Origin of the sequence: Chania multitudinisentens RB-25, assembly GCF_000520015.2 — a bacterium.
Classification (GTDB): domain Bacteria; phylum Pseudomonadota; class Gammaproteobacteria; order Enterobacterales; family Enterobacteriaceae; genus Chania; species Chania multitudinisentens.
Genome location: NZ_CP007044.2, coordinates 391,644 through 415,293 on the forward strand (window position 1 = coordinate 391,644; position 23,650 = coordinate 415,293).

The window sequence follows — 23,650 nt, forward strand, 5'->3', positions numbered from 1 at the left end:
AAAAGTTGACAGGTATGAAATGAGTCCAAACACGCAATAGAATGGTTATATTCAGTATTACCATTATCCGATTGTGATAGAAGGCTCTTGATAAGCCCGCCTATGGCAGTAGGTGGGCTATATCGTATGCGATTTTTACAGTTTTCGTCTGCAAATGTCAAATTATGTCAAGGGGATACTGTGATCCCCTCCGTGGTTATGTGCCTACCGCTTGAATTCCTGCTCCAGAATATCCCGCAAACTCTCCACATCCTCATCAATATACTCCAGCGTAGAACGTAAACTCGAATGCCCCAGCAAACGTTTGACGGCCTGGATATTGCGATCAGGGGACTTCATCATGTTGGTGGCCACCGTATGCCGAAAACGGTGCGGACTGACGACAAACCGGCACTCCCGCGAAAGTCGCCGAAAAAAAGCCCGGATAGGGTAAATCCCCATGTCTGCCACTTCCCCCTGCTGTTTTGCCCTGCGTCCCACATCAAAGCGATTCACATTGAACAACTGCTCCTCCGGTTCCGCACCGACCTCCAGTGATCGGCTCACCAGTTTCTCCAGTCGGGGGTACAGTTCGCTAATAATGGGAAGACGCAATTCGCGGTGATTCTTCGCACCAGCGATAATCAAATCCAGCCAGCGTTCTTCAAGATTGACGTCACAGATGCGTATATGCCGGAGCTGGTTTTGACGTATCGCGGTGTAACTGAGGGTATCAAGCACCGTTAGCCAAAACCAAGCAGGTTTGCAGGCATGAACTCGCCAGTTCACTGCGAGACTACCACCCTGTAACTGTTCACGCTCTTCATACTGCGCCATCAGACGGTACACCGCCGATGTTTGCCCCTCGGTCAGGATCTTCTTCTTTTTCCTCCCCGCCCGAACCACCGCTTTGTTAAAGGGATTATCCTGATGCTGCAGTAGTCCACTTTTCATCCCGAAATTAAACAACGCCCTCATGTGTGTCACTTTATTATTCCAGGTTGTCGCCTGTAATTGTTGTTCTTTCAAAACGTACCTGCGCCATTCAAGCACCAGTTTGTTATCAATTTCATTCGGCATTTTGGCGGTAAACCGCAAAAAAGTCCTCACCACCTTCCGATAACTCCACTCGGTGTCATTACGAACGGCGTGATTGAAAAAATAATGCTCCAACAGCTCATTAAATGTTAATAACTGTTCACAAGTCACCAGATGTTCTCCAGGATTTATTCATAAATAATCAAAGAGCTACCTGCCAGAAATGCGAAAACATTTCGGCAATATCCATTTGCCAGACCGGTACAGGCCACCTATTTAGAGCATAAACGGCATCAAACCATTGAGAAGTATGGTCATATTCTTCATGAGTGTACATAGAGTGTGGGTATCCTAGTCGTTAACTGTTAACAGGTGCTCCACTCTATGAAGGATAATGGTGACCACAACAAAAAACTCTAAATGAATGTTTAAAAGTTTATTTTATAAAAAACGCTCCATTGTTGCCGGAGCGTTGAATGTCGTCAGCAAGAATATACTCAATGTATAGAACAGCATTATAAGAGACATAATCTGATCGCTTATTCCATTAGTATTATTATTATTCCATCTTTCCCTGGTGTTGGTTCTTACGAATCATAAGCATCTCTGAATTTACATCACAAAAGTATCATTTGCAAACAATTACAAACTTACACGACACAAAAATTGATATTTAATAATTAAATGAAGTAACATTTCATTGTAAGACATGAAAAGGGATTGTTTTCATTGAAAAAAATAACGTTAAGGTTAGAATCAGTACCAATACAAATCGATATAGTTCTGAGAGGGTAATGATGGACTGTGATCTAGATCAAAAAGATGATAATCCTCTGGGGGAAATGATATCCAGAGTGTTAACGATGAAGGGAGTACCAAAGCAAAAACACATCGGCTACACAGGACGAATTTTGGATATCACCACAGCCGCCGCTCATAAAAAATTAAGCGGGGCGTCTAAATGGGAAGTATCCCAGTTGATCAAGGTCATTAAATCCATCGATATGGAAATGAGTGACTTTTTTGACATGTATAGTCATACAGTAACAGAAATTCATGAAGCAACATGGAGCGATGGTAAAATTGATTTACCATGTAAAATTTATCTATCTGATGAAGGTATAAACAAAGTTACAGAATACTCGGCTCTAAAAATTAACGATGACTGGTTTGTCGTTAGAACTGATGAAATCAAAGATAGCTTTCTTTTTGAATCAAAAAGAAACATTAAATACCTTCATATTTATCCGCGAACCTTAGAAGCTGTAAAGCGCAGAATAGCAATTCTAGATGATGAGAAAATTATTGTTGATTGTCTAAAAGATATTATAAGTAAAGATTGTTACAGCGTAGACACATTTTACAAAATTGAAGACATGGAGAATAGTTTGAATATTTCCCCATATGATGCATATATTTTAGATTGGGTTATTGGCGATAAAACAGTTTTCAACACCATAAAAAAAATCAGGCAATCACAGAAAAAAAACTCAATGATACTGGTGCTCACTGGACAACTAGAAGGAATAGTAGATCAAGAGATTTCACATGCTATTCATGATTATGATATCACCGGCCCTTACGAGAAACCAGTTAGAGGGAATTTAATTAAATCTAATCTAGACAAATACTTTTCTAAATAAATATGAATAAATTATTGTTAGAACATAATGGTAGTCTTCTATTGGAGGGGAAATTTATTGTTTCACCTTACGGTGCGGGCAAGATATCTACTTATGGGAAATTAACGCCATTAGAAAAGGATATTATCCATAATAACTCCAAAAGAAAAATAAAGGTAAATTACAAAGACATAAAAAACCTTACTATTATAAATGGTATGGGGGTTACACTAGGTGACTCCATTGTTGGAATAAATGCATTATATACAATAAAAAAATTAAATAATGACATCAACATTAGAGTTATAAGACCAGAACTGTGTCCTAGCTATGTTAACGATATTTATTTATTGTCAAAAAACATCATTGATACTTTATCATACATGCCTTTTGACATAGAAGAAATCCCCCACACCCAAGATAGTATAATTATAGACATAGGTAATCAATTATATTGGAAGGACTTTTCTAAAAAAGAAATGCATGATTTCTTTTTATACAACCTTGGAGTTAATCCAAAAGAAATTGAAGATTGTGAAAAATCTAATTATTGGCTTAAAGATGTAGAGCTACCTGAAGTTTCATTGGGTGATTATGTTTTATTTTGTCCAGATGCAAGTACTAAAATCAGAAGCATTCCGTCACGATTTCATCAAAAAATAGTAGAGGAACTTAGCAAAAAGCATCAAAAAAAAATAATGGGATTCACTGACATTGAGCATGATAATTACATCAATATAAAAGCTCTTTCAAAAAAAACAGAAAATTTTATTTCTATAGTAAAAAACTCAAAATATTTATATACTTGTGACTCCTCAGCCCTTCATATTGGTGCCGGGTTTGAAATACCAACAACATGTATATTTACCACTGTAAGACCCACATATCGCAGTTTTTATTATAAAAACTGTGAATCGTACTATATTGGTACATTCGAAACTGATGGAATACATAATAGTGAAAATGCCAATCTTATTAAATTAATTGAATCTAAATTTGAGGAATTTTATGTTTAATTTAAAAAACCGCTTTCTGCTATTAATTTCACTACTCATTATCCCTTTTTTCTTAATAGCTAAAACTGGAGATATTAGGATAGAGGGTAAGATAAAAATTATAAACGATGATGGTTTTTTTGTTTTATCAAAAGAGAACTTTGATAAAATGGAGAAGTCAATAATAAAAACAACAACATCTTGGACACCAAAAGGCCATCGTGTAACATTTGAAGGCGTTAAGCTTAAGGATATTCTGAATAAAGTAGGAGCATACGGAAAGACTCTTAGAATCAGTGCATTAAATAATTATTGGGTGGATATCCCTATTACTGATGTTGAGAACTATGGTATCATTCTAGCAAATAGAATGGATGGTAAGCCCCTCACAATTAGAGATTTCGGCCCCTACTTTAGTATTTATCCAGTTGATGACATTCCAAATCTTAACAAGCCAATATATTTATCAAGATTCGTTTGGCAAATAAATAAAATATCGGTGATGTAAATGAAAAGAAACTTTCTATTTTTACTTTCAGGAATATCAATTGCGTTATTTTTTGTCGTTTCCACCATAATAAAATACAACTCAATGCTTTCAGAAAAATCGCTGTATGCTATAAGTGGCACACAAGAAAATTACTCTTGGGCGATAGCAAAGTTTTCGATTCAGCTATCAGAATTTTACTCTCTGATTAAGGTTTCAGAAGTTTATTCTTCAATCGGTACTGCTGATGAAAACATGGAAGAAATAAGGGAAAAACTAGATATTTTATATTCCAGAGTACAGATAATAAGAAATGAAAGTGAATCAACAACACCATTGTATAAACAAAAGGGATATAAGGAAACCATTGACTCTATATATGATAAACTTAATACCGTTGATTTATATATTAACACTCCCAGTCCCAATATAAAAAAAGTCGTGAGCCTCGTCGATGAAATAAAACCTTACTCTACATTATTAAATAACTTGGCTGATCATGCAGAAGTCAAACAGAGAACAATGGCATTAGAGGATTTTAAAGAGAAAAGAAAACAACTATTCACTCTACTTACCATAACTGCTATTTTAGTTTCATCACTTTGCGTGATAACATCTTTTTATCTTTTTAAATTGAATAAATTATTAGATTCAGAGAAAAAAGCATTTAATAATAAAAACGCCTTTTTAGGGGTTGTGGGCCATGAATTGCGAACATCATTACAAGCAATAATATCATCTATTGATGTTGTCATTAGAAACAATGATTATAATAAGCAACATTTTCATCGTTTAGAAAATGCGGCTACAAAAATGGAACGGCAAATGAAAGACTTAGCTGAGTTTGCTAAAATTGACAACGGATATGTTGAGATTAATAAGTCATCATTTAATCTTAAGCGCTTAATAAATACGTCCATCAGTGATTCTGTCGTTCTATTACCTAAACCGTCTGTTACTGTTGAGGCTAATAAAATACCAGATATTTTTATTATTAGCGATTCGGCTCGACTAATGCAGATAATGGAAAATCTAATCACTAATGCCATTAAATATACAGAGATAGGCACTGTTTTTATAACTGCATCAATCGAGGAAAATAACACGCTTATTATTAAAGTAAAGGATAATGGGCAAGGAATACCTAAAGACAAAATAACATCAATATTTTCCCCATTTGTAAGGATAAACAATAGTAAAGAGATTCCAGGTTTCGGCATGGGGCTTGCTATCGTTAACGGTGTTATAAAAGCAATGCGAGGGAGTATTTCTGTTAAGAGTGATATAGGTAAAGGAAGTGTTTTTACCGTACGACTCCCTATAGAAATATCTTCATTTAGTAGTGAAAATCAGGTAAATGTAAATGAACAAGGGCATCTTTTTAACTCAATGTATAAAGAAATAAAAATTCTTCTGGTCGATGATAATGAAATGTCTTGCACATCAATAGCATCATTACTGGGTAGTGCAGGCTATAAAGCAGAGTACACGACATCACCTGAGCGTGCTTTGGAGAAATTATTGAGAAAATCATATGATCTAGTATTGAGTGATCTTCAAATGCCAATAATGACCGGTGACGAGCTTTATAAAAAAATCCGCATTATGGACGGCCCCAATAAAAACACACCATTCATTTTTATCAGTGCATATTCAACCGAAAGTCCTATATCATCTGTATCTATGCTAACTAAACCTGTCAGAATAAAAGATATAAATAACCAGATATACTCAACAATGGAAAATAAATAAAGTCGCATAAATAAAAGTATGAGTATGACCCCCTCACTTTTATTTATGCTTAACTCCCTATGGACGTATTATCACCAGAGTACTGTTAGCCGGGGGAGGAGCAGCACCATAAACCTTTGCAACAGGAATGAGGTAACCCGCCATCTTCTGAAACCGCCCTTCTTTGGCTTCATTTTGATAGAGATGGCAGGTATACATCATTCCATTATCCTGCCGATGCATGCCTAACCGTTCAAAGGCATTTTGCAAACTTGTTTTATCTTCCGTACTTTCTCGGTTTTCCGTGAGAAATTGGTGGAATATAGCTGGTGCACGGACAAACACGTAGCCCGCAATAATATGTATCCGGGCATGGGGGGTGTTAACAGGAAAAATGCCACGACAACATCCCTCACTCAGCCATTGCCAAAATTTTTCGCCAACATGATCAGTACCAGGAAAGGCAACAGCTTCGTTCGTTCTGGGTGTTTGAGGCGATATATTGTGTAAGGTTGTTATCGGGTCTTGTTCTTCAGAAAGGCCCATCACCGCCAATAAATCGCGGATGGCATTGTCTTCTTGTTCAGTTCGTGCCACTTCCCCTGCACTGAAAGCGCTATCGCCCACGGCACTGTCTAGTGATAAAACCTGATTGACCGACACCACTTGTTCAATAGAAGATTGAAGAGGGGGCTGTTCGGCGATACGGGCTATGCCATCTGCCGAAGGTACTCTTTCCGACGCGGCAAGAGGCAGTGGTACAGTTGAAGATGCAACAACCGGAACCGTTTTTCCCGTTGAGGCACGAATAGCGTCCGATACGATGGCATTGACTATCCCGGCCTCATCCCGAAATCCCGTCACATACAGCGCTAACGTGTTCAAGATTTCCGGCCAGGAACTCAACCAGAGCAGTACCTCATCAGGAATAACTTTCCAAGCCAGCATCGCGTTCAGGCTTTGCGTCTGTGTGTCACCTGTCACGGGTTTGAAACGAAAACGATAGGGTTCTCCGGGCCTAGCCTTCAGTGCCGTCCAACGCTGCCCACTCACCAGTTCCACATCAATCTGACTGAGCCCATCAAGCGATTGCACCATAGCTGCATAAACAATCACTGCATTCCAGGCGGTACTCTGTGTCGCCTGCTCCTCGGGGGGAGCGCCCATCGGCAACAGATAGTTTTTTGAGAGCCGGGCTGCATAAGCCACCGTTTCCAACAGATAATCGACCATCCCGCCCAGATAAGCGTGGTGGCCACTCTCCGTGGCCGGAAATTGCTGCATCAACGTGACACAGTGTTCAAGTGGCTGCAGGTAATATTGCTGATACAGGTTTTTGGGCAGTGATGAATAATCCCACAGCATCTGCAACCACTGCCCTCTCCGGGCAACGGCCAACTGCTCTGAAACCGATAGCGGAGCGTGATAGCCATCCGGCACCGGGATGGCTGGCGATGGCGGTACAGGATGATTATTACCGTGCCCCCTCATACCCGATGCAACAGGCAAATACTTCAGAAAGGCCTTCAGCATACGTCCCTCTCCTGCTCTGCCCGCCATTTAAGATAGTCCTCTACCCGCATAAAACCCGCTGCGGCAGTATTTCGCTCCAACAGCCAGACCGTCTCACCTCGCTTGATTAATGCTACAACATCAGCAGAATATTTACTCAGTGGTGTCTGTTCCCACGGCTTATCTACCCAATATTGGCGTATTGCTGATTCGTTTTCTCCCATCATCCAATATAAGATGTCATCCACAATAGCCCCAAGAGGTACTTGCAGCAGGGTGGCTATCCGTTCCCGTTCCTGTTCCTCCAAAGCCTCTTGTTCAGCTATGTCAACCTGCCAGAGATTATCATCTTCATTGAGTTGCGTGGTCAAATGCTCCCATTCAGCATCATCCCGTCGTCTATTTTCTGCCGCTTGCCGCTGTTCCTCAGCTATCGCCTGCTGGGCCTGGAGGCCTTGGGTAACGACATCGGCCCAGTTCGATGGCAGTGGACACAATCCCGCCTGCACCAGACGCATGTTCTGCAGGTCAATGAATCGGGTATCTTCCGCTGGCACCGGAGAGGTCATCACCGGGTCATCACTCACCGACTCCAGGCCGGGTAATCCCCTTTTCTCCCGACCACTACCGGCCCTGTCCAGCAAATAACGCTCACGCCAGGCATTACCCCGAGTCTTCCCTTCCTGCTCCAGACTGGTGGTGTATTTCATCAGCCAGATATGCAGGTAGCGCTGGCGCTCCTCACTGAAATTGACGGTGATATCATGAAAACGCTGGTAAAACGCTTCATCATGCCCACATTCCAGGCTGTCACCTTCATGGGCGATTTCATGCTCCAGCAGGCTGAAAAGGTATCCAGCCACCTTCATCGGTTGTTTTTTAAGTCGCCGGATGACATCCACATTAAACGCGATATAACTGTGCCCATCCGTCCACGCTTCTGCACGGTTTGAGTTCCCGATAAGAATATGGAAACGTTTTCCCCCATTGCTTTGCCCCGTAGACCATCGCCTCCCCCCGGTACATAAACAGGCATAGTGATACAGGCACCAGCGCAAAGCCGTCCAGGCCCGGCGCGTCTCTTTATCCAAAGCCTCCTTCTCGGTCAATATCTGGGTACGTTCAACGTAGGCTTCTCGCAGAGTAGAAAAGGCTACCAGCCCAGGCAATTCAAGTGAGTACCCCCAGCCCCAATAGGGAGGCTCATTTCCGATGCTTTGCAGCACATTATTTTTAATACGGTCAATCGCATCCAAAAAATCCTGGCCGTGATAGCAACCAAAGCGGGATAATGTCTGCGGATGAACCACCACGGCAATACCGGACCGGGCTATCGCCTCCCCTTTTGGCACATCAAAGGCATTCTCTGCTACCGTAAATACGCCCCCTGGGCATTGCCCGGCGTGATGGCATTTGCGCAGAAAGTCATACAGAGAGATATGCCGCTTACCCGGCAAAATCGTGACGGTTTCCTCCTGTCTGAAAATCTCGGTCAGTTTTGGGTCACCCGCCAACAGAGCTTGTGCTGATTTTTCTCGACGGGCCTCGGTCTTGCGATGGTCGCCTAACCGGGAAGTCAGTTCGTCAGCCATTTTGCCAAACTGGCGGGCAATCTGTTTCCACACTGGGCAGGTTTTACGCAGTATTTCGGTGCGGGAAATGTTCAGGCTTATCGCCTGCTTTGAAACAATCAGCCCCCCCGCTCCCCACTGGTGAGCAGAGTCATGGCGAACCAGAACCCCCTGGTTATAAATTGAAACAGCCCCTTCCTCCTTGACCCGGTAATACGCGACATCGTCCTCAAAATCCCATTTCTCACCACAGGGGTCACGGGATATCTGCCGCCCATTTAGTTCAACCCGAATGGGGGTATAACGAACCAGGTCACGAATTTCCTGGACTGCTGACAACAGCTCAGTCTCTGTCATCGGCTCATACCACTCGCCGGTGATAAGGCATCCCGATATGGCGTTGTTCTCGACCTGTTCATCCAAGTCGTAGTTGTACCCCATCGTGCGGGTATCAACAGTCATCCTCCAGACTTTTGAACGCCAGACGGTACGGGCATGAGCCATAATCTGGCCCCGCCCCAGGCGAAAACGACCATAAGTCGCATCCCCTTCATCATGAGGAGTGCCAAAGCGGCCAAAATAGCGCAACACCTCCTCGCGACTGGCAAAACCATTGCCGTTATCCAAGCATTCAAAACCATCACGGGTCAGTGCCAACGACACATCAGCAGCCTGCGCATCGACGGCATTCATCAGCAGCTCAATGACGGCTTTACCGATCGAGCCAGCCTGGTTGTAAATAATATGGTGAATAATCTGCGGGTCGAGTTCGAAAGGAAGTCTCATGGTGTGCTCCTGCTTTTTGAGATAAAGAGGAGCTTCACTCTAAGAGGGTGAAATTTGACAGCAACAAACAACTCTATATCGGTGTTTAAAATTTTACTCCATGAGACATGATGTCGGATAAGCACAGCCAGTTATCCAGATGTGGGCGGACAAAATAGTTGTAAACTGAGCGCCCTCGCAAGCCGCATTCTACCGTTGCCGAAAATCAGAGAATGACAATAAAGTTGTTAACTGGATGAATATTTCCGCCCTAAAACAGGCGGAGAAGTGACAAAATAGTTGTAAACTAAACTTAAAATAGCTCGCTATAGTATCGGGTTATATGCTCTCTGCTGATCCCGGTCATTCTGGCCACCTCTGCCTTCGTTACCTTCTTTTTCATTCGTTTAAGGCTATATATAGCTTCCTTAATCGCTATCTCTGATTGTTCCTTTTATGAACAGCACACGCGGCCATCTGCACAAAATCTCGAAAGACCTCGTAGCGGTGATGATAACGGGCCGTCTGGTTAAATAATGAAATAAACTCCGCAATATGTGGATTGTGATTTGCCATAGGGATGCTTCCTGAAAATAAAGGGAAACATCCCCCCCAGGGAAATGTTTCCCTGGGGAGTGAAGTAAAAGGTTACTGGCTAACCCTGTATGTGAAAAAATTAATGCTGCGCCTTCTACAAACTTGGAAGTTACTCAAGTCAAGTCGGTAACGCTTCACTGTACTTGTTTATAACATCCAGGTTTTCAACGAAATAATTGAGACACGCATTGAAACCTTGATCTATCAACAACGAATACTCCGCTCGATGGTCACCGTTCAGAATGTAAAACCGTTGCATCTGCCCAAACACAAGAGCGGTCGTCTCACTACCGTAAATCTGGGAATCAACACTGTTGTAGCTGACGTAAAAACCATTTCCATCCATGACGTCGTTCGGTATAACAATGGGTACTACCCCAATGCTTGTGTTAATCACTGCCGCTTTCATCGCTCATACCTCTTTCGTGAATAAAAAGAGGGTATCCCGTGAAGGCTATACCCTCACGGGAAGGTGGCTGTCAGCAGAACTTCTGCCACTCAGTCACCAGGTAATGAAATAATGATGCCATACTGCCCAGATGTAGTTTGAGCAGGTTATTACATCGGTAGGTCAGCGTCACCGATACGAACCATCCGTATGCTCTCCGGTGAAACCTCAAATATGGCGACCATATAGTTGATCATCGTCAACAACGGACTAGGTGGCGACCAAGGGTTCTGGTCTATCCGGTCCAGGTGGTATTTATCCACCAGTTGGTTAATGGCTTCAAACACCCGCACGTTAAGTTCAATCAATTCCTGCACAACGGCATCGTCATGCAGGTTGGTATCGTTCAGCATCAGCCCAAAGTGTTTGTTCAGCAAATGGGCCGCTACCATCTGGTATTCGCGAATTGCAATGTCCATCGTATCTTCCTCCAATAGCGGCTCAGGCGGCTGTCAGTGCCTGTTCACGTAAGATAAGGTACTCAAAGGCCTCTCGGGCAAAACGGCTTGCCTGGAAGATAACCCTTTTGTCTTCCTTCAGTGCCTTCAGCCAGGAAGCGATATAGCTTTCATGCTGAACATCGCCCTGGATACCCAGTTCGGCGCACAAAAATGCCGAACCAATTTCCGCCACAAGTTCTTCAAATGCATACACCGGGTCGCCAAACCGGCGTGTTGAAGACGTAATGCCTTCTCGCGCCAAGCGGGAGATATGCCCGGTGGAATGCACCAGCTCATGCAGTAACGTGCTGTAGTAATCTGCCGGGCGGTTGAACTGTACCGCTTCCGGCATGGTGATACGGTCGACACCTGGACTGTAAAACGCCCGGTCCTGATGCCGATGTACCACCGGTACACCACAACAGGCGATGACCTGTTCTGCCCGTTGGATACGTTCAATATCCTGCGGTTCTGGTGCTTCGGTTGTGTCCCCCGTCACGGTCACCGGCACTAACAGTTTTTCGGGTAAATTCTCGCACTGCTCCACGTTGAACAGATGAAAACTGGTCATGAAATTCCGCTGGGACACCACGGCATTCCCCTGTTCATCAAACAGCGGCTTGCCCTGCTCGTCCGTCTCTTTCTTCTCGAACGGCTTGAACAGCGTCACCAGCGTCGATTTCTCGCCCTTGCGGACGTTACCGCCGACATCCAGTGCCTGTTTGAACGTCAGCCAACGGTGAGAGGTAAACCCCTTGTCCGCTGCATCAATCCACAACAACAGCACGTTGATGCCACTGTAGGCTCGCCCCGTCACCGCATTGGCCGGTAATCCACTCATACCTGCAGCGTGGCCACCGGCAACGGTTTTCCACGGCTTGCGCCAGGGAGTCGTCCCCTTTTCCAGTGCGGCGATGATTTTATCCGTTACCACCTGGAACAGGTCCGTTTTATCCTGGCAGCGTGATGCTGCCTTTTTCTTCGGGTGTTTCGTTGTCATGGTCAGTCCTCGCCATAAAAAACGGGGACTTACCCCTTGCGGGAATAAATCCCCGCAAGGGTTGTCAATGCTGCAGCCGTATTCGTTGACTGTAGCGTTAGTTTGTTTTAAGCACCGACGGCAGTGTTACTGCCAGGTCAAGGTGTGTGTTGAGCCAATCTGCCACCTGCTGCCATTCAGCACACGCCACCGTCGAACGAATGCCGTAGCACCCGGAACAAAAGTGGCTGGCCAGCAACAGGACCGCCATCACCAGAAAATCATAGGGGTGATGGCCGGTATCACACTGAACTTGCTGCCGTTCGAGCACGAATGAACGCACCAGGCAGAACGGGTCACCTGACAGGCCTGCGTTAAAATCACCGTTAAAGGCGATAACGCCGATACCAATCAGGCTATCGTCATACCTCAATGGCTGGTTGCCACTGTGGTCACAAACGACCAGCGGCTTTCCCAACCAGCGAAAGTCCGACGCGTTGCGTACCTGGTGATGTACTCGAGTTGTTGCACGACACAACTCGCGCCAAGCCTCATGCGAAGCGGTCTGATAGTGAGTGAACGTATGATGTCGATTCATCACCATCCTGCTGCCTCTGCTGCTGCCTCCTCAAGGCCCACCCCAAAAAAGTAGTCCCAGGCTCCTGGACAAATCGTTCTGCCCAAAGCAACAACATCGTCGAATAAACCCTTGCAAGAAGGATGCGTATAGCGAGGTGAATCACCACCACATTCCAATGCAAGCGCTTCAGCCAGATGGCCAACCGCCCAGATATTATTGGTAAAATTGTCTTCGTCCGACTGGGTGCCAATATCCAATTTCTCGTAGGCTGCAATCACCAGCAAATCACCTTCAATATTTGCCAGTTCACACAAGTCATTGAGAAAAAAAGGGCTACTGGCCTGGTTTGTCGTCATCATCGTAAGTTCCTTTATCATTTAAAAAGGGACTTACCCCCAGTAGGGAGGTCAGTCCCTACTGGGTGAGTAGAATCAAAACATCGGTTTAACTGCCTTGAGTTCGAACAACCTCCAATGCAGCCTCCAACGTTAACCAGCAAATCCCCCTGTTGGCATCGAAGTCATGAACAGCCTGTTCAAGGGCTGCTATGGCTTCGCCAGGGGTCGCCGTCTCGTCTTGAGACTGAACATCTTCGGCGTACCACAGATCCAGCAGGATCACTTCGTCCTGATCCGCATAGTTGTTGAAGTTTTTGAATAGCTTCAGCCACAGTTAAGATAGCGGCCATCAGTCAATCGCTCCGCGAATAGCAGCCCATTCAGGATGCCGTACCGCAAAATCACGCAGTCGATGGTAGCTCTCGATGAAAAAATCATGGCCAGATTCCGCCAGGACGCACAGGGCATATAATGACACCGTCATCCCTAACGCCTGGGCGCTCATCTCACCTTTGTAATAGTTTGAGTTAACTTCAATCCGATAGGTTTTCTCGGTCTGCGGACAGATAAAGAACCCGCTGTCGGATTGGGTGTACCAATGCCAAAAATCACCGCCATAATCCTGACTGAATCGACGGGAATAGGCGTAGCACATCTCAGTAAACTTAATCACATGAAGATTGGCACTGTCCTGGGAAAAACCTTGCTGGACGAGTACCGAAACCAGGCTGTAGTAACTGGTTATCCACTCTGTGATCTCCGCCGTGACGACCGGCGTTTCTGCTTTTGTCGTTTGTGTCATTTCAGGTCTTCTCCAAAAAAGAGCAGGACCTGTCCTTTGGGGACACGTCCCGCAAAGGATTGAGTAAAATCAGGTTATATAATGGACGTATTGAGCCAACCACGCTCGGCAAACGAAACAGCCTCGCCATGACCGAGCACAATATGATCCAGCACACACACGTCAATTAATGCCAGTGCAGCGTTCAACCTATCCGTCACGTATCTGTCAGCCTGGCTGGGTTCAGCCAGGCCCGAAGGATGGTTGTGCGCCAGGATCACTGCAGCGGCATTGTAGGCCAAAGCCTGCTTGACGATTTCCCTAGGATAAACATTGACCGAGGCCAATGTACCGGTAAAGGGCGTTTCACACGCGATCAACCGGTGTTGGCTATCCAGGTACATCACCATAAATAACTCGCGATCCTGCCGTTCCAGTTGCAGGCGCAGATAGCTGCGAACCGCATCGGGTTTCGTTAACACCACCGTGCGGACCTGCAGCTCTCGTTCCAACAAACCAATGGCCTGGGTGATGATATGTTGCTCATGAGACTCATAGTGCATGGTGTACTCCAGAGAGATCGGCATACACCCGCCCTGTCGGGTAGAGGTCAGCCCGATCAGGTGAAAATCATGATCCTAGTCATAAAATGCAGACGATATCGCATTAGCGCACTGCAGCTACCGAGTTCGGTAACAGCACTTCACCGAGTGGACTAACCATTGCGATACGTTCACGCAAAAGCTGGCAAGCACGGGTAAAGCAGCGCCGATCGCGCTCATTCGCCCGCTTGCAGCCCAGATTCTCCAGTTCTGCAAGATGACGTAGCGCACAACCCAGCCATGAACGTCGTTCATCATTCCCCACACATGCACAGAAATGTGCATGTGCCAGGGTAAACAGTCGATCTGTGGCGTTCCGATATTCTGCTACAAGAACAAATTTTGTCATAAGTCACCCGTTAAACTTTACCGTTGAAAAGCAGGCTGCAATTCACCAGATTCAAGATTCCGGCTTGCCGGGATCTTGATCCGGTAGTTAGCCCCTTTGACAGGATGTAGCCTATGCCTAAAACAATGGAATAGGCGTTTTCCTGACCACAACGAGCTAACCTCCTGCGTCTCCATGTACTGCCACACTTCGCCAAAATGCTCCGCAACAGTAGGCTCCGGTAGTTCACGGTTTTGTGCACGTTTTGCTAATTCTGCCCACATGTAATGCCATTCATTACTGTCAGCAGTGACAAGCAAAACGCAATTAATGGTCTGAGTAATCATAGAATAATCCTCTTTTGTTGAACCAGAGGATCTACCCCCATACGGGAATAAATCCCCTATGGGTAAGTGATAGTTAATTACCTGGAGTTTAAGTTGGTATGATCTGTAACGTTACGTCATCACTCCAGTCACCAGGAGCGATGTCATGTATCAACACCTCACATTCCAAACCAAACTGTGATGCCAGAGTCTGCTGGAACGCTTCCTGCAGTTGCTCTGTGGTAAAAGGCACTGATGTGCCGGTAAACGTCATGATGTCACTCATTTGTCCACCTTAGTGATAACGGTAACGAAGTGTCGCCAGTTGTTCAGCCAGCAAGCCGGCCTCACGAAATACCTGGTCACGGTTGGGCCCTGCATTCAGACCCACACGACACCACTCGTAGGTATACTCGCCAGAATGCCAACCGGTACGGCACAGTATCGCCATACCCCAAGCTCCTCCCTCAAGCGGAAAGACCTCGGCACGGTAGCTGACACGTCCGGTTTTATTCGCTGTCCAGTCACCTCGAAGTGCTTCCTTCCGTTCAGGAAAAAGCAAATCAAACAGGGGAAAAACCCCACGAGTTAAGGAAGCAGAATGACGCTGGGTAAAAGTCTTCATGATGTTCTCCATAAAAAAGGGAACACCACTGCCCTGAAGGGAAGCATGTTCCCTCTAGGGTGAGTCAATCAGATTGGATGCCAATCAAGGCATGTGAGATAAGTGTACCTTCATCGCAAAACTGCGATCCCCTCTCTCAAAGGTTCAGGGGGGTTACCGCTCGAAAGCGCGTCCTCTCAGGTCATGGTCGCATTGGCTTGTGATTGCCCGAAGGCGTCCCTCTCAAATCACAGGGACTTTGGCTGTTGTCTGAGACAACGGGTTAGCAAACAAACTGTACATAAATAAAACGGACTCAACAAGCCATTTCTAAAAAATCACTATCCGTTCACTGAATTATGTTCCCTATGATAAACAGCTAATTGAAATTTAGCTTGTGCTAACCGCTTTGCTTCAGCCTCGGTGCATTTAGTAAGCGACTTAGCAGGTACACCGACAAAACCACTGCCCAGTTTTTTGATTATTATTGCCCCTTCATAATAACCTGCCACGATACAACCTGTTTTACCCCACTTGCTTGTATGTATACAATAATCGCCAATTTCAAATTTATCTGTCATTACTATCTTCCTAAGTAAATTCAATACTATAAATTATAGTATCAAAAAACATTCTTAGTTCAAGTACTCAAAACTCATCATTACCAACTCTGTTATAAACTCTGGAAACATAGTGCCCACGACCATCCCCGTGCCCCAAATCCATTGAGACCATAGCCTCCGCCTCTTTTCTGCTTAACCCTTTCTCCATATGATATTCCGTCGCCTCTCGGGAATAGGCATAACGCAAACTGTGAGGGGATTCCTTCCCGGTGAGTCCTGCATCTTTTAGTGTATTCCGATACCGATCAATAGCCGAATGGAGACTTGGTTTATCGACTAATCGCCCATTATGTTTATCGGCATATTTTATCGCATCATTCACTGCACGAATAACTTTATCTCGTTCTACGATTGTCGTGTCTCTTGGACGCCCACCTTTTGTTCCGAATACAATCCGTATACGCTCATCCCCTTTATTTAATGCCTGCCGCCAGGTTTTTAATGATTTAGCAGACTGAATCGCTTCTTCCGTCCGCAACCCTAAATAACGAGCCAGTTGCATTGCTGTTGCTACACCTTCGTCTTTTTCACGTATATGGACGAGCGCTGCGTGATAGCGCTCGTCCGAAATAGCGACTTTAGAACCGTCACGACTGGCCCCGGATAAGCCGAGCGCTGAATTACTTAATCGCTCATGGTTCGGATCGGCGAGTTTCGTCCTGCCTGCCGTGGTAAATATCGCCCGGATAGCGGCCATTTCATTCTGCATCGTCCGTTTTGATATATTTTCAGACTGGCGACTCTTAATATACAACTCGACGTGGTTAGTTTTAATATTGCTCACGTCGCGGATCTGAATATTTAACTTCAGCATACTCTCCGCCAATCGAGATGCTATTCTGGCGCGGTCCGAGACAGTTTTAAAACTCCCCCCTGACTTTCGGGCTAAGGTGATTAATTGTTTACTTAATTGCTTATTGGCTCTTGACATCGCTGCTCCCCTTTCGTCTTCAAAAACGCACGACACTGCCACTTTCATCCCGAGAGATGAAAGATACATCGAACTGCATTTTTGATGTACGCCATAACGTCTGGACGACGTCCAGTACGACGGTGATACATCCTGGCCCCGATGGCACGGTTTAGATTGCGCTTCCTGCGGCTCGACTGGTGACTGTGCATCGGGGTGGCAAAATGTTGAGTTCTTGTGAGGTATCCACAGCTCACTGAGCTGCTTGCGGCTTACGCCGGTTCCTGACCGTTGTCAGGTCACCTCCATCCGTCAGCGTTGACTGACGTTGCCATCGTTACCGAGTCGATTTTTCTCCTTCATTTCATGAATAAGCGTCTTCATAGGGCACTCCCGTTTTTATGACGCGTTGGTTTAAAAAATGTCTGTCTAGCTCACTGAACGTTGCGTAGCCCGTGGTTCGGCCAGGGTACTACGTGTCGGTCAGAGGGTAGCAGACGTTGTGAAAGCCCGTATTACGTGGGTTCATCCGTTATGCGCTTCGCGCGTCACTTGGTATATGCTTCGCAATTACACAAGTGACGCGCTGCGCAACTCCCGCGCCAAATGCTGCTTCTGCAGATGCCAAATGTTCCAATTGGCATAGCAAAACGCCGCAAATGTTGCCGGGATTGCTGGACGTCATTCCAAAAAATACAGCATTGAAAGATACGCTTTCCTGATCAGAAAACGTCATTCGTTGAGGGATAAGTGTACCTTCATCACTGTTGTGATCCCCTCTCTCAAAGGTTCAGGGGGGTTACCGCTCGAAAGCGCGTCCTTTCAGGTTATGGTCGCATTGGCTGTGGTCGCTCGAAAGCGTCAGTCTCAGACCACGCTTCTTTCCTTATGACTTTGGTTTGTGATCACCCGAGGGCGCTTCTCTCAAATCACCTGCGCATTCCTTTTACGCTGAAGCATTGGCTGTTGTCAGAGACAACGGTGAAACAGGGGCATCATAGAGGAGAGTGTGGAAACCTTCAACAGAAACAAAAAGCCGTGACATATGCAGCAGAGGAGCCCGAGTTCTACACATACCCACCGCCAGAGTCTGTTCGCTTGCTCCGCTCACAGACCGCTCCCGTTTGCCGGGGTGCTGGGTGGCCCCCGGCTGCACTGGCTTTTCTGACCGTGGATATGTGCATAACTCCATTTATTTTTTCAGCATTGACAGATTCTTAATCGCTTTTTTCTCCGTTGTTTCCATTCCTGGTTTTATTTTGTTCTCACTCACCGAAGCCACGTAAGAAATAACACGCTCTTCCGTTGCTCCTGGCGAACAGCCCATCGCCTGCTCAATCAGTTTGATGATATTCTCTGCTGTAATGCTTCCATTAAAAAAACTGCTAATCAAATTCACCAGCCGAGGATCTACAGAGGATAACGCTGCTCCACAAATAATAGACTGTCGGTAAAATTCACCACGAACCTGCACAGGTAAACACTCAACATAGTGTTGGGTTAATTGGTCCTGGAGATATATTTCCGGGTGCAGATAAGCAATAATCTTTTTTCGCTTACTGTATTTACTCATGCTTTGACCATTGCTTTAACCAGAGCAAGTTGTGGTTCGTTTATTTTACACACTTTGTGATGAGAGAAATGCTCACGAATATAAGGGTAGATAATCTCCGCCCCACCTCCTGTGAGATAAATACGCTGCATACCATTAAAAGATTCAATTTCATTTTTCACACTATCCGCCAAAGAAGCAGACTCCATTTTTATTATGGATTGAATATTTTCTATTTGCTCAACATCATTAATCAGCGTTTTTAAATACGCATTATCAGAGCAATTTCTGATAATTTCACCCGCCACATAATAACTACTTGGCGTCGATGCCGTGATTAACGCATTCATAACGGCCCGCGTCATTCTTGATGTACCTATTTCAGCATTCCCTTTAATCTGGGTAATACTGTCAAAGGCCCCTTGAATAATACCGCAATCCAGTGTTGTTCCTCCCAAATCAATAATAAGGCTACGCTCCAATGGTTTTACATCGTCGGCAATAATGGCGGACAACGCCGCAGGTAATGATTCAGGCATCACGTTGACTGCTTTTATTTTAAAGACTTCGCCTTTGTTTAACGTTATTTCCCGAAGAACATTTTTTTTCTTCGCTTCAATATTCATCTCATTCGGCTGATTATCCGCATCGAAGAACTCCGTCACCGGCAGGGTGACCGTCAATATGATTTCCTGGGGTGATAAACCGGATGTCAGCAGTGTATGGTGGATGGCCAACAGGTTGGCCGTGCTGTACTGGTAACTGACATGGGTGGTGCCAATCGCTGCCGTGCTGCCCAGGTCATGTGAATACTTTTTCCCGTCAACAGTATAGTTGAATACGCGCACAGCCCCCAGGATAGCGGGACTCCAGCCCTCCTTGAAGCTGTTACCCGACAAGTGTGTCATTATCTCGCCCTGTTCCATCCAGGCCAGTTTTACAAAGGTCGAACCATCATCACAAGATATGTTAAGCATACAATGCCTCTAAATGCGTCGTGATCATGCTCATATTGAGACAACATGAGCGCCAGAAAACACACACACCTTCTGGTAAATCGCTAAATGCGTCTATTTTTAACTCAAATTGAGAAATTTATAATTTATATGTCTCCCCATTCTCAGCCATGACTCAAAGTGCGTCATGATTTGACTCATAATGCGTTATCTCTGATGCAGTAAACAGATTGTTTTTGCACCACCGCTGCCGTAAGGTAGCCATGTCATGATGAAGAACAAGGGAGGAAGTATGTCTAACAAAGCGCAAAATACGCAGGATGATATCTGGGGTGTGATTGCCAAGGGGTTGGTTGAGGCCGTAAAGATGGTGTTTTCTGTTTTTGTTCTTATCTTCGCATCCAGTGTCAATACTTCAACGTCAGAGATGTCCTCAAAGATAACTTGGGATGACGATGATGGATTTAGAAATGGGCAAGATGGCCCAGGATATTACGAGGGTGGTTTTCGGCTAGATAAGGATGATGATTGAGACTAACCATAAATTAGTCTCAATCATAACTATGTCTACGTCTACATTTTGCCCTTAGTTGCTACGGTTTTAGCCGCTTTGGCTGCTACTTTCGTGCCCTCTGCACCAGCTTTTTGAGACCCAGCACTCGCATCACTGATAGATTTAGAAACCATGCTTCCTATTTGTACACCACTCCAACCTACAGCTCCAAACCAGAGCGCTGGCAGCACCACAAACATCGACCCCAGCACCAAGTTCATGATCCAGCCTTCGGCCCCAACATTACTGAACCAGTTGTAATAGCCGTTTGCACCGGTATAAACGATCTCGATCAAGCGGTCGTCCAACCAGCTTCCCAGTTCCCACCAGAACGTCACGAACGTCAGAGCGAACAAGGCAAAAGTCAACGTCACCACAACCTTGGGGTCATAGGCACCAAACAACATCACCAGCGGAATACAGATCACTATCGCCATCATCAGGATGCCATGCACCATCGGCAACGCCTGGCGCAATGCATCGAATGCCGGTAACTGGGTGGCCTGAGCCGAAAAAGCCCCCAGACCACTGATCATTTGCTTGAAGGTAGTATCAAGTGCGATCCCCGTTCCCCGCTGGCTCCCTGCCATATAGGTTTCATGCCCCCCAGACATCAGAGTGTTTTGTGGGCTGACCAGCCAGCGAAGCAGGTTTTCTTCCCAGTTTGCTGGGTCCCTGGCTTTCATCCTGTTGACTAACTTGGGAGCATAGGCTGCCGACAGCCGACTCTTGAGGCCACTCCCCGCCGAACTCCACCAAGTCTTGCAACTCGGATAGCCACCACGACCAACATCGGGATAACCGCTATCTCGACTCTCACTGTACGGCCACTGCGAACGGGGCGACGTTGATGTGTAATAGTCATAGTACCCGGCAGTATTGAGGAAATAGTTTGAACCTATCCAACCCACCGAATTGATGGTGGCATCCGTCAATTGGCTATTGGTAGACTTCAGCTTGAAGTACGCTTTTGAATAACACTGGCTGGCGAATTCCTGTACTTCCTGCCGGAGGACCGGGTCGATAAGTTGCGTATGCTGAACTTCAAAACGCAGTTGCCGCAGTTCCATGCCACAGGGAATGGAAGCAATTGCTGCGTGTGTCACCCCCTTCGACAGATTGTGGACCAAATACCACCAGAGGGGCACTTTAGCCACCTGACCATTGAAGTCGGTCAATAATCCTCCGTACCCTGATTCGTCAGGCTTGGGCACATTAGTGCCACATTGCCGGGAACGGGTTTGGTCAAACTTCATCACCGTCAGATCCACTTCCTGAGACGGCACCGCGCAAAACAGAAGCACCACGAACGCCACATACAGCACCTGCTCGATACGCGGTAACGCCAGTGCCCCTTTGTTCCCCTCGTCATCCCCTTCCGTGCGGACCTTCAGCCAGACACCAACGACTTTCAACATCAGCGGCAGCGCAAACAGGCCCGTGGTCGTGATGATGGCCCACAGGGCGTTGTTAATCAGCCACCCCAGAAACACCAAGAAAAACTCCAGATAACTGTCTGTTGTCATCACATCCCCCAACGGTAACTTGTGAATTCAATCAGTAAGGCCAGGCATACCATCATCACTTCAATGCGATAAACCACACCCCGCGAGGGAGCCTGGCGCAAAAACACAGCCCGGACACGGTGCAGCCACATAGCGGCCACAATGCCATACAGCGTTAAGCGCCACATCAACAACGGTACTCGCGCCCGCTGCAACCAGTCCATCAACACCCGTTCATTTCCGGCCAGATACACCCCGAGTGCAGTAGCAACTCCCCCCAACAGCAATATCCCTACCATCCAAAACATCATGGTGGCGACTTTACGCCACCGGCGAACCCTTATGCGATTGGAGTGATTTTCATCTTTAGAAAGGCGTTCAATCGTCATGATCATTCTCCCGTGGGCTGACTCAGCCCCTGGATAGCACGGTCGTTTTGCTGGTTGTCCTGACGCAGACTGTTATCCACTTCACGCGCTTCCTGGCGGGTAATGGCCACCAGAATGGAGTTATTGCTGATAGACTTACGTATCTCCATCTCGTTTTTCAGCGCCAGGATTTCCCGGTCCAAAAACTCTAAGCGGCGATCAGATTCCTCCATCGCTAACGCTTGTTCTGCTGCATTAGGCTCTGATTGTCCGACAACCAACATACGGCGCATACCTAACGCAGTCGTAATGGTATCGGCCATCGCCAGTTCCCCGGCCAGGCGTTGTACCAACGCCCCGTTGTCTGGATCATCTTTCAGTGCCTGAATCACCCCACGCGTCACGGCCAGATCGCCGGTTTTCAACGTCGCCAGATTGGTGGCATTCGGTGCCAGGTTACCGTTTACCAGTTTGACCAGGATCTCCAGATTCTCCTGGGTGGATTTTTCCAGCATGGGAGAGAAACCTTCCCCTGGTGTAACAGTACCCGGTTCATTTTCAAGTCCACCACTCCCACAGTCAGTTCCCTGGGCGCAGGTACGAATAGCACGATCACCCAAGACCTTGACAACCGCCTCTGCCGCTTCCGTACTGGTCTTATACTTTTGACACAATGAACCGTTACACGCAGATGAACTCACCGCAGTGTTACTGGTGACAGATTGATTATTCAGAATGTTGTAACCTGCTTTTGCCAGGTCATGTGTAGGTTTAATCGCGGCCTGTCCACTTCCACCACGCTTCTGGCCACCGACCCACTTCACGCCTTCTTTCCCTGTCGATTTCTGTTGCTGGTTGCTGGCAAGGACAGCGTCAGAAGTACTGGAGACAATATTCTGATACTCCTCAGTGATTGCGGCCTGCGTCCATTTGTTGGAAAGAACATAATCACCCATCTTCTTCGACATCGTCTGACAGTTAAGCTGGGCCTTGTCGAACGCGACATTGGCCTGCAGTACTCCATTGGTTAGCAGTTCATACAATCCTGGGTTCGCCCGCTGGATAATCATCGCAGGCAGGCTGGCCACCGCGCCGGTCGCACCGTTAATCACATCGCTCATCATGCTTTTGAATCCATCGGTTGCACCGTTAAGCTGATTCTTGACCGTGGTACTCAGATCAAAATTGCCGCACATCAGGTCGTTGTTCCAACCGATCCCCAGACCGATTTTCTCCATGTTATTACTGCTCGGCGGTTGGGATATCACCGTGCCACCGCCGATGGAATAGAACAGGTTGTCATTCACCGCCCCTTTCATTGCCTTGCCATAACCGGCATTCGCCTCCTCCGCGCTGAGATTGAACGCTGCCAACGCCGGTTGATTCAGTATCAGCAGGGCCGCACCAGAGAGCACCCCCACTTTTAAAAATGTCTTGAATACCATCATTTACACTCCCTT

Annotated in this window: 26 protein-coding genes; 5 read left to right on the forward strand and 21 right to left on the reverse strand. The window is 46.2% G+C overall.

What is annotated here, in order from left to right:
* Positions 1-204: 204 nt before the first annotated feature.
* On the reverse strand, positions 205-1,092 hold the full coding sequence (locus Z042_RS01695) for a tyrosine-type recombinase/integrase (RefSeq protein WP_470254560.1): 888 nt from the start codon (positions 1,090-1,092) through the stop codon (positions 205-207).
* 719 nt (positions 1,093-1,811) lie between these two features.
* Between Z042_RS01695 and Z042_RS01700 the strand changes: the two genes are divergently transcribed.
* Genes Z042_RS01700 through Z042_RS01715 form a run of 4 tightly spaced genes read left to right on the forward strand, consistent with a single transcriptional unit; the run spans position 1,812 to position 5,873 of the window.
* Positions 1,812-2,660 carry a helix-turn-helix domain-containing protein gene (locus Z042_RS01700; protein WP_024910552.1) on the forward strand — a complete coding sequence of 283 codons (849 nt, stop codon included), beginning with the start codon at positions 1,812-1,814 and terminating at the stop codon, positions 2,658-2,660.
* Between the two features lie 2 nt (positions 2,661-2,662).
* Complete coding sequence (locus Z042_RS01705; RefSeq protein WP_024910551.1) at positions 2,663-3,655, forward strand: glycosyltransferase family 9 protein; 993 nt, start codon at positions 2,663-2,665, stop codon at positions 3,653-3,655.
* Positions 3,648-4,142, forward strand: coding sequence for a putative pterin-binding protein (locus Z042_RS01710; protein ID WP_024910550.1), 495 nt, complete (start codon positions 3,648-3,650; stop codon positions 4,140-4,142). The genes Z042_RS01705 and Z042_RS01710 overlap by 8 nt, the downstream gene beginning before the upstream one ends.
* The gene (locus Z042_RS01715; RefSeq protein WP_024910549.1) at positions 4,143-5,873 is read left to right on the forward strand and encodes a hybrid sensor histidine kinase/response regulator; all 1,731 of its coding nucleotides are present in this window, start codon (positions 4,143-4,145) and stop codon (positions 5,871-5,873) included.
* A gap of 57 nt (positions 5,874-5,930) precedes the next feature.
* Here the strand turns inward: Z042_RS01715 and Z042_RS01720 are convergent, their stop codons facing one another.
* The 17 genes from Z042_RS01720 to parM all read right to left on the reverse strand — a co-directional run bounded on the left by Z042_RS01720 (position 5,931) and on the right by parM (position 19,785).
* A complete protein-coding gene (locus Z042_RS01720; RefSeq protein ID WP_024910548.1) occupies positions 5,931-7,385 on the reverse strand; it encodes a TraI domain-containing protein in 1,455 nt (484 codons plus the stop codon).
* Positions 7,379-9,721 (reverse strand): ATP-binding protein, encoded by a 2,343-nt coding sequence (locus tag Z042_RS01725; RefSeq protein WP_024910547.1) that lies wholly within the window; start codon positions 9,719-9,721, stop codon positions 7,379-7,381. Before Z042_RS01725 ends, Z042_RS01720 begins: the two co-directional genes overlap by 7 nt.
* Positions 9,722-10,415: 694 nt before the next feature.
* The gene (locus Z042_RS01730) at positions 10,416-10,706 is read right to left on the reverse strand and encodes a hypothetical protein (protein WP_024910546.1); all 291 of its coding nucleotides are present in this window, start codon (positions 10,704-10,706) and stop codon (positions 10,416-10,418) included.
* Between the two features lie 149 nt (positions 10,707-10,855).
* Positions 10,856-11,164 carry a TA system toxin CbtA family protein gene (locus tag Z042_RS01735; protein WP_024910545.1) on the reverse strand — a complete coding sequence of 103 codons (309 nt, stop codon included), beginning with the start codon at positions 11,162-11,164 and terminating at the stop codon, positions 10,856-10,858.
* Positions 11,165-11,186: 22 nt separating this feature from the next.
* Positions 11,187-12,185 (reverse strand): ArdC family protein, encoded by a 999-nt coding sequence (locus Z042_RS01740; RefSeq protein ID WP_024910544.1) that lies wholly within the window; start codon positions 12,183-12,185, stop codon positions 11,187-11,189.
* 97 nt (positions 12,186-12,282) lie between these two features.
* The gene (locus Z042_RS01745) at positions 12,283-12,762 is read right to left on the reverse strand and encodes a hypothetical protein (protein ID WP_037405677.1); all 480 of its coding nucleotides are present in this window, start codon (positions 12,760-12,762) and stop codon (positions 12,283-12,285) included.
* A complete protein-coding gene (locus tag Z042_RS01750; protein WP_024910542.1) occupies positions 12,762-13,103 on the reverse strand; it encodes a hypothetical protein in 342 nt (113 codons plus the stop codon). Before Z042_RS01750 ends, Z042_RS01745 begins: the two co-directional genes overlap by 1 nt.
* 328 nt (positions 13,104-13,431) lie before the next feature.
* Positions 13,432-13,884: an antirestriction protein gene (locus Z042_RS01755; RefSeq protein ID WP_024910541.1), complete on the reverse strand. Its 453-nt coding sequence runs from the start codon at positions 13,882-13,884 to the stop codon at positions 13,432-13,434.
* 74 nt (positions 13,885-13,958) lie between these two features.
* Complete coding sequence (gene radC / locus Z042_RS01760) at positions 13,959-14,450, reverse strand: RadC family protein (protein WP_081758393.1); 492 nt, start codon at positions 14,448-14,450, stop codon at positions 13,959-13,961.
* A 79-nt stretch (positions 14,451-14,529) separates the two neighbouring features.
* The gene (locus Z042_RS01765; RefSeq protein WP_024910539.1) at positions 14,530-14,814 is read right to left on the reverse strand and encodes a hypothetical protein; all 285 of its coding nucleotides are present in this window, start codon (positions 14,812-14,814) and stop codon (positions 14,530-14,532) included.
* Between the two features lie 17 nt (positions 14,815-14,831).
* Positions 14,832-15,140, reverse strand: a complete 309-nt coding sequence (locus Z042_RS01770; protein ID WP_024910538.1) for a hypothetical protein — start codon at positions 15,138-15,140, stop codon at positions 14,832-14,834.
* Positions 15,141-15,228: 88 nt separating this feature from the next.
* On the reverse strand, positions 15,229-15,405 hold the full coding sequence (locus tag Z042_RS25805; protein WP_154666861.1) for a hypothetical protein: 177 nt from the start codon (positions 15,403-15,405) through the stop codon (positions 15,229-15,231).
* 9 nt (positions 15,406-15,414) lie between these two features.
* Positions 15,415-15,744 carry a hypothetical protein gene (locus tag Z042_RS25810; RefSeq protein ID WP_154666862.1) on the reverse strand — a complete coding sequence of 110 codons (330 nt, stop codon included), beginning with the start codon at positions 15,742-15,744 and terminating at the stop codon, positions 15,415-15,417.
* Between the two features lie 320 nt (positions 15,745-16,064).
* Entirely contained in the window at positions 16,065-16,304 is a 240-nt protein-coding gene (locus Z042_RS01775; RefSeq protein WP_024910537.1) for a hypothetical protein, read from the reverse strand.
* A 67-nt stretch (positions 16,305-16,371) separates the two neighbouring features.
* Complete coding sequence (locus Z042_RS01780; protein WP_024910536.1) at positions 16,372-17,277, reverse strand: integrase domain-containing protein; 906 nt, start codon at positions 17,275-17,277, stop codon at positions 16,372-16,374.
* A 1,171-nt stretch (positions 17,278-18,448) separates the two neighbouring features.
* Positions 18,449-18,829 (reverse strand): plasmid partitioning/stability family protein, encoded by a 381-nt coding sequence (locus Z042_RS01785; protein WP_037405674.1) that lies wholly within the window; start codon positions 18,827-18,829, stop codon positions 18,449-18,451.
* The gene (parM, locus tag Z042_RS01790) at positions 18,826-19,785 is read right to left on the reverse strand and encodes a plasmid segregation protein ParM domain-containing protein (protein WP_024910534.1); all 960 of its coding nucleotides are present in this window, start codon (positions 19,783-19,785) and stop codon (positions 18,826-18,828) included. Before parM ends, Z042_RS01785 begins: the two co-directional genes overlap by 4 nt.
* Before the next feature lie 247 nt (positions 19,786-20,032).
* Here parM and Z042_RS01795 point away from each other — a divergent pair, with 247 nt between their 5' ends.
* Complete coding sequence (locus Z042_RS01795) at positions 20,033-20,296, forward strand: DUF3742 family protein (RefSeq protein ID WP_024910533.1); 264 nt, start codon at positions 20,033-20,035, stop codon at positions 20,294-20,296.
* Between the two features lie 41 nt (positions 20,297-20,337).
* Here Z042_RS01795 and Z042_RS01800 read toward each other — a convergent pair whose 3' ends face one another.
* From Z042_RS01800 to Z042_RS01810, 3 genes are read right to left on the reverse strand one after another with little or no spacing between them, the layout of a single operon-like run.
* Positions 20,338-21,843, reverse strand: coding sequence for a conjugal transfer protein TraG N-terminal domain-containing protein (locus Z042_RS01800; protein ID WP_024910532.1), 1,506 nt, complete (start codon positions 21,841-21,843; stop codon positions 20,338-20,340).
* Positions 21,843-22,211, reverse strand: a complete 369-nt coding sequence (locus Z042_RS01805) for a hypothetical protein (RefSeq protein ID WP_051506676.1) — start codon at positions 22,209-22,211, stop codon at positions 21,843-21,845. Before Z042_RS01805 ends, Z042_RS01800 begins: the two co-directional genes overlap by 1 nt.
* 2 nt (positions 22,212-22,213) lie before the next feature.
* Positions 22,214-23,638, reverse strand: a complete 1,425-nt coding sequence (locus tag Z042_RS01810; RefSeq protein ID WP_024910530.1) for an integrating conjugative element protein — start codon at positions 23,636-23,638, stop codon at positions 22,214-22,216.
* Between the last annotated feature and the right edge of the window lie 12 nt (positions 23,639-23,650).